Below are 14,424 nucleotides of genomic sequence, written 5' to 3'. Positions count from 1 at the left end.
GCTTACTGGAACTGCGAGAGAAAACGCAGGTCGCCGTCGAAGAACAGGCGCAGGTCGTTCACGCCATAGCGCAGCATGGTGAGCCGGTCGGGGCCCATGCCGAAGGCAAAGCCGATGTAGCGCTCGGGATCGAGGCCCATGTTGCGCACCACGTTCGGGTGCACCTGGCCCGAGCCGGCGACTTCGAGCCAGCGGCCGGCCAGCGGGCCGCTCGCGAACTGGATGTCGATCTCGGCGCTCGGCTCCGTGAACGGGAAGAAGCTCGGGCGGAACCGCAGCACGAGGTCGTCGCGCTCGAAGAAGGTGCGGCAGAAGTCGGTGAAGACGACCTTCAGGTCCTTGAAGCTGACGTTCTCGCCGAGCCACAGGCCTTCGCACTGATGGAACATGGGCGAGTGAGTGGCGTCGCTGTCGACACGGTAGGTGCGGCCCGGTGCGATCACGCGGATCTCGGGCGCCTTCACGGTACCGGTGGTGTCGGCGGCAGCAGCGGCGAACTCGGCCGCGTACTTCTTGGTGTGCTGGTGGGCGTAGCGCACCTGCATCGGACTGGTGTGCGGACGCAGGTTGTAGGGAATGCCGTCGTCGCCCTTGAGGTCGACGTAGAAGGTGTCCTGCATCGAACGCGCCGGGTGGTTCGGCGGGTTGTTGAGCGAGGTGAAGCTGTGCCAGTCGCTCTCGATCTCGGGGCCGTCGGCGACGTCGAAGCCCATGCTCGAGAAGATTTCCTCGATGCGCTCCAGGGTGCGGCTCACGGGGTGCAGTCCGCCGCCGGCGCGGTGGCGACCGGGCAGGCTCACGTCGAGCGCTTCGGCGCGCAGCTGCAGCGAGAGTTCTTCGTCGGCGAGTTGCTGGCGGCGGTCGGTCAGTGCGGCCTCGATGGCCTGCTTGCCGACGTTGATCGCGGCGCCGCGGGACTTCTTCTCTTCGACACTCAGCGCGGCCATGCCCTTCATCAGCTCGGTGATGCGGCCCGACTTGCCAAGGAACTGGGCCTTGGCGTTTTCGAGCTCTGCGGGCGTTTTCGCTTCGGCGAAGGCGGCGCGTGCGGTGTCGACCAGGGAGTCCAACTCGTTCATAGCAACAAAAATCTTCGAGGGGAAATAAAAAAGAGCTGGAGCCTTTTCAAGCGCCAGCCCTTGAGCCGTGGGCGCAAGAAGCCGTCCGGAGACGGCAACCTGCTGTGCAAAATCAAGCAGCCAGCTTGGCCTTGACCTGCTCCACGATGCCGGCAAAAGCGGCCTTGTCGTGCACGGCGATGTCCGCAAGCATCTTGCGGTCGATCTCGATACCGGCCTTGCGGATGCCGTTGGCGAACTGGCTGTAGGTCAGGCCCAGTTCACGCGAGGCGGCGTTGATACGCGCGATCCACAGCTGACGGAACACGCGCTTCTTGGTACGGCGGTCACGGTAGGCATATTGCCCAGCCTTCATCACCGCCTGTTTGGCGACGCGGAAGACATTACCGCGGCGACCGCGAAAACCCTTGGCGAGTGCGAGAACTTTTTTGTGGCGGGCGCGAGCCGTTACACCACGTTTGACGCGAGGCATGTGTGTACTCCTTGTTCGTCTGAGTTAAATGCCACGACCGGGCAGCATGGCGGCGACAGAAACCATGTTGGTCTCATGCACTGCGACTGCACCACGCAGGTGACGCTTGTTCTTGGTGGTCTTCTTCGTCAAGATGTGACGCTTGAAGGCTTGACCGCGCTTGACGGTGCCACCGGGACGAACGCGGAAACGTTTTTTCGCGCTGCTCTTGGTCTTCATTTTGGGCATGTAAATGCTCCTTTAGTTTGTGCTCGTGAGGCGCCGCGGATACTCCACGGACTTGTTGGCCCCGAGACACTTCTTTATCTCGCCCCCGCCTGCACTTCTTTCGAAATGCGGGCCAGGGCGAAATCCCTTCAAAACCCGTCTACTGCAAATGCCTCAGGCGGTTGCCGTGGGCGCTGCTGCCGGCGCAGCATCTGCTGCCGGCTTCGGCGCCGCGCCGCCAACCTTCTTGCGACCCGGAGCGATCATCATGATCATCTGACGGCCTTCCAGCTTCGGGAACTGCTCGACCATGATCGTGTCGCCCAGCTCGTCGCGAATGCGCTGTAAGAGTGCCAGACCGAGCTCCTGGTGCGTGATCTCGCGGCCGCGGAAGCGCAGCGTGATCTTGCATTTGTCGCCCTCTTCAAGAAAGCGCCTGATGTTGCGCATCTTGATGTTGTAGTCGCCATCGTCGGTACCGGGCCGGAACTTGATTTCCTTGACCTCGATGACCTTCTGCTTCGACTTCGCCTCGGCTGCCTTCTTCTGCTCGTGGTACTTGAACTTTCCGTACTCGATCAGGCGGCACACGGGCGGATTAGCCGCAGCAACGACCTCCACCAGATCCACGTCAGCCTCACCCGCAAGGCGCAAGGCTTCGGAAAGGCTCATGACACCCAATGGCTCGTTTTCCGGGCCGACCAGGCGGACTTCCGGGGCCATGATTTCCCGGTTCAGGCGGTGTTGGCGTTCCTCGCGGTGGCGGCGGTCGCGAAATGCAGTAGCGATGGTCAGAATCCTTCAAAGTTTGCTACAAAATCTGTAGCGATCGCCGCTCAGTCTTCGCGGACAGGCGGCACGATGTGGCAGAGAAACATATGGGGTGTTTCAGAGACAAATCAACGCTTGTCAGCAACGTCCTGGACGAGCCGTTGCGTGAACGATTCGAGGGACATTGCACCGAGGTCTTGATTGCCCCGGGCGCGCACTGCGACGGCACCTGCTTCCTTTTCCTTGTCACCCACGACGAGGATGTAAGGGAGCTTTTGCAACGAATGCTTCCGTATTTTATACGTAATCTTTTCGTTGTGCAGATCCAGCTGAACTCTAAGCCCTTGATTTTGCAGCGTTTTCGCAACTTGCGCCGCGTAGTCGGCCTGTCCTTCGCTGATATTGAGCACCGCCACCTGCACCGGAGCGAGCCATGCGGGCATGGCGCCAGAGTGGTGTTCGATGAGCATGCCGATGAAGCGCTCGAGGCTACCGACGATGGCGCGGTGCAGCATCACCGGGTGGGCGCGACCGCTCGATTCCGTGACGTACTCGCCTCCCAGGCGCTCGGCCGTGTTGAAGTCGACCTGCATCGTGCCGCACTGCCAGTGGCGGCCGATGGCGTCGCGCAGCGTGTACTCGATCTTCGGGCCGTAGAAGGCGCCGTCGCCGGGCGAAATGACGAAATCCACGCCCGAGCGGCGCAGCGATTCCATCACCGCGTGCTCGGCCTTGTCCCACAGCTCGTCGGAGCCGACACGGTTCTCGGGCCGCGTCGCGACCTTGTAGAGGATGTCCGTGAAGCCGAAGTCGGCATAGACCTTCTGCAGCTGCGCCGTGTAGGCGATGCATTCGTCGAGGATCTGGTCTTCCGTGCAGAAGATGTGGCCGTCGTCCTGCGTGAAGCCGCGCACGCGCATGATGCCGTGCAGCGCGCCGCTGGGTTCGTTGCGGTGGCACTGGCCGAACTCGCCGTAGCGCAGTGGCAGGTCGCGGTAGCTGCGCAGGTCGCTCTTGAAGATCAGCACGTGGCCCGGGCAGTTCATCGGTTTGAGCGCGTATTCGCGCTTCTCCGACTCCGTCGTGAACATGTTGTCGCGGTAGTTCTGCCAGTGGCCCGTCTTCTCCCACAGGCTCTTGTCCAGGATCTGCGGGCCCTTCACTTCCCAGTAGCCCGTGTCGCGGTAGATGCCGCGCATGTACTGCTCGACCTGCTGCCAGACCGCCCAGCCCTTCGGGTGCCAGAACACCACGCCCGGCGCCACTTCGTCGATGTGGAACAGGTCGAGTTCCTTGCCCAGCTTGCGGTGGTCGCGCTTCTCGGCTTCCTCGATGCGCTGGATGTACTGGTCGAGCTGCTTCTTGTCGGCCCAGGCCGTGCCGTAGATGCGCTGCAGCTGCTCGTTCTTGGCGTCGCCGCGCCAGTAGGCGCCGGCCAGCTTCGTGAGCTTGAAGACCTTCAGGAAGCGCGTGTTCGGCACGTGCGGGCCGCGGCACATGTCGACGTATTCCTGGTGGTAGTACAGGCCCATGGCCTGCTCGTCGGGCATGTCTTCGACCAAGCGCAGCTTGTAGTCCTCGCCGCGCGACTTGAAGACCTCGATGACTTCCGCACGCGGCGTCATCTTCTTGATCACGTCGTAGTCCTGCGCGATCAGCTCGCGCATGCGCGCCTCGATGGCGGCCATGTCCTCGGGCGTGAACGGGCGCTCGAACGAGATGTCGTAGTAGAAGCCTTCGTCGATCACCGGTCCGATCACCATCTTGGCCGTCGGGTACAGCTGCTTCACCGCGTGACCGACCAAGTGGGCCGTCGAGTGGCGGATGATCTCCAGGCCCTCGTCGTCCTTGGGCGTGATGATCTGCAGCCTGGCGTCGCGGTCGATGACGTCGCTGGCATCGACGAGCTTGCCGTCGATCTTGCCGGCCACCGTCATCTTGGCGAGGCCGGGGCCGATGGACTGGGCCACTTCGGCCACCGAAACCGGGCCGGGGAACTCGCGGCGCGAGTTGTCGGGGAGCGTGATCTGGATCATGTGAAAACCTCGGGGAGAAAAACAAAAAAGCGCGGTGGATGCCGCGCTTTGCTTGGTTGGTGCGCTGGAAAAACCAGCGAGCGCGGGGCTACCGGCCCTTTCCTTCGAAGAAGAAAAAGCCGCTGAATCCTTGCGGGGTAGTTCGCGGTGTCATAACCAAGGTGCCTTTCTCGCTCTTGTTGAGTGCAGAGTGGGCGATTCTAGCCGCTGCCCGCTTCAGCCGCGCGCCTCGAACAGGAGGCTGGAAACGCACTGTCCGACCGGCCCGTCGCGGTCGTGCAGCTGCCCGACGGCATAGCCCGTGCCCATCGGGCCCGCAAGCGTGAGGGCATCGACCAGCACCCAGTCGCCGCGCGGCGCCCGCCGCAGGTTGATCGTCAGGTCGGCATTGACGAAGCCCAGCCGCGCCGGATGCGCCCACTGCGAGATGCCCGCCACGAGATCGGCCGCCGAGGCCACCTGGGCCAGCGGCGATGCGGCCTCGGTGTCGACCAGCGGCCGGCCCAGGCGCAGCCACGCGGCCGCCGGGCCGGGCTCGAGGATCTGCCCGCGTGCCATGCGCACGTCCACGCCGGCAAAGAACGGGCTCATGCGGGACGCCACCGCAGGAATGGGCGCGCCCTCTTCCGGCGGCGCGAATGTCACAGCGGCGAAGGCGTCGGCGGCCGGCAGCGCGGGCGTCTGCCCGCTGCGCAGCAGCAAGGCGGTGCATCGCAGCACGGACTTGCCGTCCTGGACCATGTCGAACGCCACCGTGCGCGCCTTGGAGCCGTCTCGCAGCAGGGTGAATTCGAGCGTGATCGGCGCCCGGCTCGCAGGGCGCCAGAAATCGAAGCTCAACCGCGCCACCTCGCGGCCGCGGCTTGCCTCGTGCGCCTGGAGCGCGCGCACAAGCAAGGCGGCGGTCGCGCTGCCCTGCAGCGCATCGGCGGACCACGGGCCGATGGCCGCCTCGGTGGGCCCGAAGCGTTCGCCGTCGCTGACGAACACCGGGTCGCCGACGGGCGTCGTCATGGGCTGCGCCTGCACGCTCACGACGCCGCGGCCGCCACGTTCTTGAGGCCGAGCACTTCGATCGGCTCGATCGAGGGCGGTCCCGCGAACAGCTCGGGCGCCTGCGTCATCAGGGCCTGGGCGATCGGGCCGGTCAGGTGGGCCTGGCGGCCGGCTTCGTCCTCGAACGCATCGAACACACCGAAGGTGCTGGGCGACAGCCGCAGCGCAAACCAGATCGGCGTGGTCTTTTCCTCGCGCGCCATGGCCAGGCCGGCCTCGAGGAATTGCTGGACGGCGGCTTCCTTGCCGGGCTTGGCTTCAAGGCGGGCGAACAGTGCGAACTTGATCATGGGACATCTCCTGGGTGGACAACAACAGCGCACGGGATTGCGCGGCGCTGGCATGGACTCTAGGCAAGCCCCGCCCTCTGGACCATTGGCTTTTTTGACATCTTTGATATCGTTATTGCCATGAAACTCGATGTCCTCGCCCTCGACGGCGTGTTCGACTCCGGCCTGGCCACGGTGCTCGACGTCTTCACCACCGCGAACGAACTCGCCGCCATGCTGCAGCTCGACGTGGCGCCTTTCGACGTCACCATCGTGGGCACCCGCAAGCGCGTGCGCACCGCCCAGGGTTTCACCGTGCCGGTGACGCACACGCTGGCCGACACCGGCGCCGCCACCGACTGGCTCATCGTCCCGGCGCTCGGCTGCAAGATGCCTGAGACGCTGGAGCCCGCCCTGCAACGCGCCGACGTCCGCGATGCCTGCGCGGCACTGCGCGCGCGCGCCGAAGACGGCGGCTGCATCGCCGCCGCGTGCATCGGCACTTTCGTGCTGGCGGAAGCCGGCGTGCTCGCGGGCCACAAGGCGACCACCACCTGGTGGCTGGCCACCCTCTTCCGGCAGCGCTACCCGGCGGTGCTGCTCGACGATTCGCGCATGCTGGTCAGCTCGGGGCCGCTCGTCACGGCGGGCGCGGCGCTGAGCCACGTCGACATGGCGCTGTGGCTGGTGCGCCAGGCCAGCCCGGAACTCGCAGCGCTGGTGGCGCGCTACCTCATCGTGGACTCGCGCCCCTCGCAGTCGGCCTACGTGATCTCCGACCACCTCTCGCACGCCGACCCGCTGGTGGAGCGCTTCGAGCGCTGGGCGCGCGGCCGGCTGGCCGAGGGCTTCTCGCTCGACGAGGCGGCGCAGGCCGCGGGCACCAGCAAGCGCACGCTGGCCCGGCGCATGCAGCAGGTGCTGGGCAAGAGCCCGTTGTCGTATGTGCAAGACCTGCGCGTCGAACGCGCCGTGCACCTGCTCAAGACCAGCAACAAGAGCCTAGAGCAAATCGCGGGCATGGTCGGCTACGCGGACGGCGTCACCTTGCGCACGCTGCTGCGCCAGCGGCTGGGGCGCGGCGTGCGCGAAGTGCGTCTCGAAGCCTGAGCCTCGCCCGTCGAGCGCCCACGAAAAAGCCCGGCACGAGGCCGGGCTTGGGGGGCGACAGCGCCACGCGCCGTCACTCAGCGATCAACGAAGGCAGCTCAGTGGAACTGTTCTTCTTCGGTCGAACCGGTCAGCGCCTTCACGCTGGACGAGCCGCCCTGGATCACGGTGGTCACGTCGTCGAAGTAGCCGGCGCCGACTTCCTGCTGGTGCGACACGAAGGTGTAGCCCTTGTCGCGTGCGGCGAACTCGGGTTCCTGCACCATGTTCACGTAGTGCTTCATGCCTTCGCCGTTGGCATACGCGTGGGCGAACTGGAAGGTGTTGAACCAGTTGATGTGGATGCCGGCCAGCGTGATGAACTGGTACTTGTAGCCCAGCGCCGACAGGTCTTCCTGAAACGAGGCGATCTGCTTGTCGTCCAGGTTCTTCTTCCAGTTGAACGACGGCGAGCAGTTGTACGACAGCAGCTTGCCGGGGCAGGCGGCGTGCACGGCTTGCGCGAACTCACGGGCAAAGCCGATGTCCGGCACGCCGGTTTCGCACCACACCAGGTCGGCGTACGGGGCGTAGGCGACGCCGCGGCTGATGGCTTGCTCCAGGCCGTTCTTGACGCGGTAGAAGCCTTCTTGCGTGCGCTCGCCGGTCAGGAAAGGCTTGTCGTTGGCGTCGTGGTCCGACGTGATCAGGTTCGCGGCTTCCGCGTCGGTGCGGGCCAGAACGATGGTCGACACGCCCATGACGTCGGCGGCGAAACGCGCCGAGATCAGCTTCTCGCAGGCTTCCTGCGTCGGCACGAGCACCTTGCCGCCCATGTGGCCGCACTTCTTGACGGCGGCCAGCTGGTCTTCGAAGTGCACGCCGGCAGCGCCCGACGCGATCATGTTCTTCATCAGTTCGAAGGCGTTCAGCACGCCGCCGAAGCCGGCTTCAGCGTCCGCGACGATCGGCAGGAAGTAGTCGATGAATTCCTTGTCGCCCGGGTTGATGCCACGGCCCCACTGGATTTCGTCGGCGCGCTTGAAGGTGTTGTTGATGCGACGGACCATCGTCGGCACCGAGTCGTAGGCGTACAGCGACTGGTCGGGGTACATCGTTTCCGACGTGTTGCCGTCGGCGGCGACCTGCCAGCCCGACAGGTACACGGCTTCCAGGCCGGCCTTGGCCTGCTGCATCGCCTGGCCGGCGGAGATCGCGCCGAAGGCGTTCACGTAGCCCTTCTTGGCACCGCCGTTGATCTTGGCCCAGAGCTTTTCAGCGCCGCGCTTGGCCAGCGTGTGCTCGATGGGGAGCGAACCGCGCAGGCGAACCACGTCGGCTGCGCTGTAGCCGCGCTTCACGCCCTTCCAGCGAGGGTTGGTGGCCCAGTCCTTTTCGAGGGCGGCAATTTGCTGTTCGCGGCTCAGTTGTTCGTTCAGGGTCTGGGGCATGGTCACTCCGTGAGGTTGATTGAAGGTTGGCGTTGCGGCCGTGGGGTTACTGTAATCCGATTGCGGACTCTTATGTCTTATAGAAGACATATTTTTGAACCAACAAAATCAACAACTTACAGAGATATCTCTCAATGAGAAATTATTTTTCTCATATCGAGAAAAAATATTGCGGCGCAGCAGTTCGGCTTTTCGCGATGCGGAATCACTCTTTCGGTTGTGAAAACCACGCCTATCCCGCGGCGCCCGCCGCATGTGCGATCCAGTCGCCGCTGTCGATCACATGGTGGCCCGCGATGCGCGTCGGATGGATCTCGTAGACCAGGCAGTCGATCGATTGCCCGCCCACCGCCACACGCACGCGGCGCCGGATGTACTCGCCCGAATCGTCGTCGGCCACCTCCTCGAGCCGGTCGAGTTCGCGCTCGACCTGCGGCGCGATGCGGTAGACCTCGCCCTTCACACGCCCCGCACCGCCGAGCACCACGCCCGGGTACGCGCCCAGGTCGTACAGCGTGCCCGCGATGACGGCCTCGCCGACGAACACCGGCGCCGGCCGGTAGCGCGCGATGTCGTTGCGCCCGCCGCGCCGCAGCGTGCCGTAGACAAGAACGTGGGGCATCATCGAATCCATCCGATCAACAACCAGCGCCCAGTCTATTGAACCCCGCCGCTTCCACCTCCGGCCGCCTCGTGGCCTACGGCTGCCTGGCCTTGAGCATGTCGCTCGTCGGCATCTACGTCGCCCTCTCCAAGCCGCTGGTGGCAGCCTTCCCGGTGCTGCTGCTGGCCTGGCTGCGCTTCGGCATCGCGGCGCTCGCCATGCCGCATTGGCTCCAGCCCACGCCGGACGAACCGCCCATGAGCGCACGCACGCGCGGGCTCGTGTTCCTCGAGTCCTTCCTCGGCAACTTCCTGTTCTCGATCTGCATGCTGTTCGGCGTGAGCCTCACCAGCGCGGTGTCGGCGGGTGTGATCATGGCGTCGATCCCCGCGGTGGTCGCGGTGGCCAGCTGGCTCTTCCTGCGCGAGCGCATCACGGTGCGCATCGGCCTGGCCATTGCCTGCGCGGCACTGGGCATCGGCCTGCTCGCGTTCACGCCGACGCATGCACCGCCCGCCACCGGCAGCGCGGCCGGTGCGCCGTCGATGCCATGGCTGGGCAACCTGCTCGTGTTCTGCGCGGTGCTCTGCGAGGCCGCCTATGCGGTGATCGGCAAGTCGCTCACCGGCAAGCTGGGGCCCAAGCGCATCGCCTCGCTCATCAACCTGTGGGGCTTCGTGCTGTCGATGCCCTTCGGCATCTGGTTCGCGCTGCAGTTCGACTTCACCGCCGTGCGCTTCGGCACCTGGGCACTGCTCGTGGCCTACGCACTGGCCGCCAGCATCTGGACCGTGTGGCTGTGGATGACCGGACTTCGCCACGTACCAGCGGCACAAGCGGGTGTCTTCACTGTCTTGCTGCCCGTCAGTGCGGCCCTCGTGGGCGTGCTCGTGCTCGGGGAAAACCTCACTTCGCCGCAGCTGCTTGCGTTCGCGATCGCCCTCGTGGGCGTGGTGCTGGCGACGTGGCCGGGGCGACGAACGTGAACAACGTCCCTTCTCCCCTCTGAAAAAACAACAGCTCCCAATGAAAAAAGCGCTTTTTCCCTTGGAAACGCGTTTTTTCTCATTTAGCATCCGCATTGCCACTGGAGACGCAAGTTTTTCATTGGTGAACGTTCAACCAAAAAAGGAAATCAACCATGGCAACTGCAAAGAAGGCTCCGGCCAAGAAAGCTCCGGCAAAGAAGGCCGCTCCCGCAAAGAAGGCTGCGGCTCCTGCAAAGAAGGCCGCACCGGCCAAGAAGGCAGCGGCGCCCGCCAAGAAGGCTGCTCCTGCAAAGAAGGCTGCACCGGCGAAGAAGGCTCCTGCAAAGAAGGCCGCTCCCGCCAAGAAGCGCACCCCCAACGCTGCGTTCATGAAGGCCCTGACCCCCAGCCCGGCTCTGGCCGCTGTGGTCGGTTCGACGCCTCTGCCGCGCACGGCTGTGGTGAGCAAGCTGTGGGACTACATCAAGAAGAACAACCTGCAAGACAAGGCCAACAAGCGCAACATCAACGCCGACGCCAAGCTGAAGGAAATCTTCGGCAAGGCCCAAGTTTCGATGTTCGAACTGGCTGCGCTGATTGGCAAGCACGTCAAGTAAGCGTTCGGGGGCCTCGTGCTCCTGAGTCAAAAAGCCCGCGTCATGCGGGCTTTTTTTTCGCCTGCAGCAAGCCCTCGCCCGCCTCGAAAAAGCGCGCGGGCGTGCAGCCGAAGTGCTTGCGGAAGGCCTCGATGAAGGCACTCACCGAGCTGTAGCCCACCGTCAGCGCGACTGCCGTCACCGGCTCGCGCAGGCTCAGCATTTCAATGGCCTTGAGCAGGCGCGCCTGCTGGCGCCATTGCGTGAAGCTCAGCCCGGTCTCGGCGGCGAAGCGGCGCGTGAGCGTGCGCCGGGCCATGCCGATGCGATCGGCCCACTCGTCGATGCCGTCGGCCAGCGCCGGATCGTCTGCCAGCGCACGCGCCATCGCCACCAGCCGCGGGTCCTGCGGCATGGGCAGGTGCAGCGACTCGCGCCCGCCGGCCGCCAACTCGTCGACCAGCACCCCCACCAATCGCGCGCGGCGGGGCTCCAGCAGTGCGTCGGATGGGTCCAGCGAAATCAGCCGCGCCACCAGCCCCCGCACCAGCGGTGTGGCGGCAAAGACGTGCGGCCCCTCCGGCAAGGCCTGCGCCACCGACGCATCGATGTGCAGGTGCCATCCCGCCGTGGCCCCGAAGCTCTGCGCGGCATGCGCGCAGCGCGGCGCGATCCAGCCGATCCATCCTGGCGGCTGCACCCAGCGCCCAGCAGGCGTCTCGATGACCTGCAGGCCTTCGCGCAACGCGAACAGCTGGCCGGTCTCGTGTGCGTGGCAGCCCGTGACGCGCGGTGCCTCGTGCGCGTAACGCCAGAGCATGGCAGGCGATTCAGCCGCCATGACTGGCCCGCAGGCGGTATTGATTGGCCCCGCGCCGCAAGCCGGGGATCGCCCCGCTGCCTAGCATCGAAGGCATCTCCACCAAGGAATCTCCATGAAAGCGCAAGACATCATTCCCGACGGACAGGACTTCACCGTCATCGACGGCCACACCGTGCGCAAGGGCTCGGTCGGCGCCTTCCTCGCCAATGCGCGCGTGCTCGAAGACGCCAACGCCACAGCCGACGAACGCCGCGTCGCCCGCGACGACCTCGCGGCGCTGATCCCCACGCTCGATGCGCTCGGCCTGTTCGACGTCTTCGAACTGCGCTCGCCCGCGCTGCGCGACGAGGTGGCCCGCCATCGCGTGACGCTCAGCCCTGCGCCTGCTGCTTCGCCGCGCGCGTGATCGACGCCAGCGTGCCGCGCGTGGTGATCACTTCGGGGTCGAGCGGGATCTCGATCAGCGTGCCCGTGTCGGCCGCCAGCGCGCGCAGCAGCGCGGCCTCGAACTGCGCCGTCTCGGTGACGCGCTCGGCCGCGTAGCCGTAGGCGCGCGCCAAGGCGCAGAAGTCGGGGTTGCGCAGCGCGGTGCCGCTGGTGCGCTCGGGATACTCGCGCTCCTGGTGCATGCGGATCGTGCCGAACATGCCGTTGTTGAGCAGCACGACGATGCTCTTGCCGCCGTGCTGCGAAGCCGTTGCGAGTTCTTGCCCGTTCATCAGGAAATCGCCGTCGCCCGCAATGGTGAAGGCCACGCGCCCGGTCGCGATGCTCGCGGCAATGCCCGCCGGCACGCCGTAGCCCATCGCCCCGCTGGTGGGCGCCAGCTGCGTCTTGGCGCCCTTGGCGAGCCCGTGGTAGCGGAAGTAGCGGTGCACCCAGCTCGCGAAGTTGCCGGCGCCGTTGGTGATGGCCGCATCCGCCGGCAGGTGCTTCTGCAGCAGCGCCACCACGGCCGCCATGTCGACCGCACCGCGCGGCGTCTCGGCCGGCATGCCGGCGAGCGCCTGCGGCTGCAGCCAGGCTTCGTAGTCGGCGTGCAGCTGCTGCGTCCAGGCTTCCCACGGCAGCGAGGGCGGCGCGCTCAGCACCTCGAGGCTGCGCGCCGCGGCGCTCATGCCGGCGTTGATCGCCAGGTCGGCCTGGTAGACGCGGTTCAGTTCCTCGGCGCTCGCATGGATGTGGACCAGCGTCTGCTTCGCCTTCGGCGCTTCGAGCAGCGTGTAGCCGCCGGTCGTCATCTCGCCCAGGCGCGGGCCGATGGCCAGGACCAGGTCTGCGTCCTTCACGTGCTGCGCGAGCTTCGGGTTGATGGCGATGCCGACGTCGCCCGCGTACTGCGGGTGGTGGTTGTCGAAGGTGTCCTGGAAGCGGAAGGCGTTCGCCACCGGCAGGCGCCAGTTCTCGGCGAAGCGCTGCAGCACCTGCGCGGCCTGCGGCGTCCAGCCGCCGCCGCCGGCGATCAGCAGCGGGCGCTGCGACTTCAGCAGCAGCTCGCGCAGCGTGCGCAGCGCGCCCGGGTCGCTCCACGGCTGGACCGCCTCCACGCGCGCCAGCGGCCGCGCCGCCGTCTCGGTGCGCAGCATGTCCTCGGGCAGCACCAGCACCACCGGGCCCGGCCGGCCGTTCATTGCGGTGGCGAAGGCGCGCGCGATGTACTCGGGAATGCGGTCGGCGTCGTCGATGCGCTCCACGCGCTTGGCGAAACCCTTGGTGCTCGGCCCGAAGAAGCTGGCGTAGTCCACTTCCTGGAAGGCCTCGCGGTCGCGGAAGTCGCTGCCGACGTCGCCCACGAACAGCACCATCGGCGTCGAGTCCTGGAACGCGTTGTGCACGCCGATCGAGGCATTGGTCGCGCCCGGCCCGCGCGTCACGAAGCACACACCCGGGCGCCCGGTGAGCTTGCCGTGCGCCTCGGCCATGAAGGCCGCGCCGCCCTCCTGCCGGTTCACCACGAAGCGTGCGCGCTCGCGGTACGCATGGAAGCCGTCGAGCACCGCCAGGAAGCTCTCGCCCGGTACGCCGAAGGCGAGTTGCATGCCTTGTTCGACCAGGCACTCGACGATCAGGTGGCCCGCGGGTTGTGATGTACTCATGGAAAGTTCGAACCTCAGTTGCAAATGTCTCCGGCGATTATGTGTGCCTGCCTTCCACGCCTTGTCTTAATTCCCCAATTGGTTAAATTCGCGTCATGAAGGCCCCCAAGGACTCTTTGCCCGAAACGCTCGAGCCGCGCTCGCGCGACGCCGACCGCTCGCAGCTGGCCATCCTCGCGTCGGCGCGCGACGAGTTCGCCGCGCGCGGCCTGGCCGGTGCGCGCATGGACAGCATCGCCGAGCGCGCGGGCCTGAACAAGCGCCTCATCTACTACTACTTCGGCAGCAAGGACGACCTGTTCCTGGCCGTGCTGGAGCGCGTGTACGCCGACATCCGCGCCGCCGAGCAGCGCCTGCACCTGGACGAGATCGAGCCCGTCGAGGCGATCCGCCAGCTGGTGTCGTTCACCTGGCACTACTACCTGGAGCATCCCGAGTTCATCACGCTGCTCAACAGCGAGAACCTGCACGGCGCGGCGCACCTGAAGCGCTCCGACCGCATCCAGGAGATGAACTCGCCGCTGGTGCAGCTGCTCGACACCGTGCTGGAGCGCGGCAAGAAGGACAACCTCTTTCGCGCCGGCGTCGACCCCGTGCAGCTGTACATCTCGATCGCCTCGCTGTGCTACTTCTACCTCTCGAACAACCACACGCTGTCAGCCATCTTCGGGCGTGACCTGCGTGCGCCCAAGGCGATGGCGCAACGCCTCTCGCACATGACCGATCTCGTGCTGGGCTACGTCCTGCACTGAGCCTTCGGGCGCTGCAGGCGCCCTTTTCCACGCCCCCGGGTTTTCACCAAGCAGCGTCGGTTGACGCTGCGGCGCAGCCGTTCCTACAATTCACTAATTCACTCAATGGTGAATTGATGACTCAAGAACTGCGGCCCGACCGCGCGGAGACAACC

Annotated in this window: 16 protein-coding genes; 5 read left to right on the top strand and 11 right to left on the bottom strand. The window is 65.8% G+C overall.

Features of this window, described 5'->3' with window-relative positions:
- Positions 1-2: 2 nt before the first annotated feature.
- The 7 genes from pheS to VHAB30_RS06060 form a co-directional block, all read right to left on the bottom strand.
- Positions 3-1,079: a phenylalanine--tRNA ligase subunit alpha gene (gene pheS / locus VHAB30_RS06090; RefSeq protein ID WP_056579739.1), complete on the bottom strand. Its 1,077-nt coding sequence runs from the start codon at positions 1,077-1,079 to the stop codon at positions 3-5.
- 112 nt (positions 1,080-1,191) lie between these two features.
- Positions 1,192-1,551, bottom strand: a complete 360-nt coding sequence (rplT, locus tag VHAB30_RS06085; RefSeq protein ID WP_007832499.1) for a 50S ribosomal protein L20 — start codon at positions 1,549-1,551, stop codon at positions 1,192-1,194.
- A 24-nt stretch (positions 1,552-1,575) separates the two neighbouring features.
- On the bottom strand, positions 1,576-1,779 hold the full coding sequence (gene rpmI, locus VHAB30_RS06080) for a 50S ribosomal protein L35 (protein WP_007832497.1): 204 nt from the start codon (positions 1,777-1,779) through the stop codon (positions 1,576-1,578).
- Between the two features lie 153 nt (positions 1,780-1,932).
- On the bottom strand, positions 1,933-2,556 hold the full coding sequence (gene infC, locus VHAB30_RS06075; RefSeq protein ID WP_082818065.1) for a translation initiation factor IF-3: 624 nt from the start codon (positions 2,554-2,556) through the stop codon (positions 1,933-1,935).
- Positions 2,557-2,657: 101 nt separating this feature from the next.
- Complete coding sequence (gene thrS / locus VHAB30_RS06070) at positions 2,658-4,565, bottom strand: threonine--tRNA ligase (RefSeq protein WP_062473452.1); 1,908 nt, start codon at positions 4,563-4,565, stop codon at positions 2,658-2,660.
- Positions 4,566-4,781: 216 nt separating this feature from the next.
- Complete coding sequence (locus VHAB30_RS06065) at positions 4,782-5,579, bottom strand: thioesterase family protein (RefSeq protein WP_159276171.1); 798 nt, start codon at positions 5,577-5,579, stop codon at positions 4,782-4,784.
- A 17-nt stretch (positions 5,580-5,596) separates the two neighbouring features.
- Positions 5,597-5,911: a putative quinol monooxygenase gene (locus tag VHAB30_RS06060; RefSeq protein ID WP_159276170.1), complete on the bottom strand. Its 315-nt coding sequence runs from the start codon at positions 5,909-5,911 to the stop codon at positions 5,597-5,599.
- Between the two features lie 120 nt (positions 5,912-6,031).
- Here VHAB30_RS06060 and VHAB30_RS06055 point away from each other — a divergent pair, with 120 nt between their 5' ends.
- Complete coding sequence (locus VHAB30_RS06055) at positions 6,032-7,000, top strand: GlxA family transcriptional regulator (protein ID WP_095746003.1); 969 nt, start codon at positions 6,032-6,034, stop codon at positions 6,998-7,000.
- A 98-nt stretch (positions 7,001-7,098) separates the two neighbouring features.
- On the opposite strand, the gene aceA is transcribed toward VHAB30_RS06055, so the two are convergent.
- Complete coding sequence (gene aceA / locus VHAB30_RS06050; RefSeq protein ID WP_056579731.1) at positions 7,099-8,430, bottom strand: isocitrate lyase; 1,332 nt, start codon at positions 8,428-8,430, stop codon at positions 7,099-7,101.
- Between the two features lie 232 nt (positions 8,431-8,662).
- Positions 8,663-9,055 (bottom strand): gamma-glutamylcyclotransferase family protein, encoded by a 393-nt coding sequence (locus VHAB30_RS06045; protein ID WP_062473460.1) that lies wholly within the window; start codon positions 9,053-9,055, stop codon positions 8,663-8,665.
- 35 nt (positions 9,056-9,090) lie between these two features.
- Here VHAB30_RS06045 and VHAB30_RS06040 point away from each other — a divergent pair, with 35 nt between their 5' ends.
- Positions 9,091-10,020 (top strand): DMT family transporter, encoded by a 930-nt coding sequence (locus VHAB30_RS06040; RefSeq protein WP_159276169.1) that lies wholly within the window; start codon positions 9,091-9,093, stop codon positions 10,018-10,020.
- A 155-nt stretch (positions 10,021-10,175) separates the two neighbouring features.
- Positions 10,176-10,619 carry an SWIB/MDM2 domain-containing protein gene (locus tag VHAB30_RS06035; protein WP_062473465.1) on the top strand — a complete coding sequence of 148 codons (444 nt, stop codon included), beginning with the start codon at positions 10,176-10,178 and terminating at the stop codon, positions 10,617-10,619.
- A 40-nt stretch (positions 10,620-10,659) separates the two neighbouring features.
- On the opposite strand, the gene VHAB30_RS06030 is transcribed toward VHAB30_RS06035, so the two are convergent.
- Complete coding sequence (locus VHAB30_RS06030; RefSeq protein WP_235926448.1) at positions 10,660-11,418, bottom strand: AraC family transcriptional regulator; 759 nt, start codon at positions 11,416-11,418, stop codon at positions 10,660-10,662.
- A gap of 115 nt (positions 11,419-11,533) precedes the next feature.
- Between VHAB30_RS06030 and VHAB30_RS06025 the strand changes: the two genes are divergently transcribed.
- A complete protein-coding gene (locus tag VHAB30_RS06025) occupies positions 11,534-11,827 on the top strand; it encodes a hypothetical protein (RefSeq protein ID WP_095746007.1) in 294 nt (97 codons plus the stop codon).
- On the opposite strand, the gene VHAB30_RS06020 is transcribed toward VHAB30_RS06025, so the two are convergent.
- Positions 11,793-13,517 (bottom strand): thiamine pyrophosphate-binding protein, encoded by a 1,725-nt coding sequence (locus VHAB30_RS06020; RefSeq protein ID WP_159276167.1) that lies wholly within the window; start codon positions 13,515-13,517, stop codon positions 11,793-11,795. The two genes, VHAB30_RS06025 and VHAB30_RS06020, sit on opposite strands and share 35 nt — an antisense overlap.
- A gap of 95 nt (positions 13,518-13,612) precedes the next feature.
- Between VHAB30_RS06020 and VHAB30_RS06015 the strand changes: the two genes are divergently transcribed.
- Entirely contained in the window at positions 13,613-14,269 is a 657-nt protein-coding gene (locus VHAB30_RS06015) for a TetR/AcrR family transcriptional regulator (protein WP_095946946.1), read from the top strand.
- Positions 14,270-14,424: the final 155 nt, after the last annotated feature.

Source organism: Variovorax boronicumulans (assembly GCF_009811375.1).
GTDB lineage: Bacteria > Pseudomonadota > Gammaproteobacteria > Burkholderiales > Burkholderiaceae_C > Variovorax > Variovorax boronicumulans.
The sequence above is the reverse complement of the archived record's forward strand: the minus strand, read 5'-3'. Positions and strand labels throughout refer to the sequence as shown.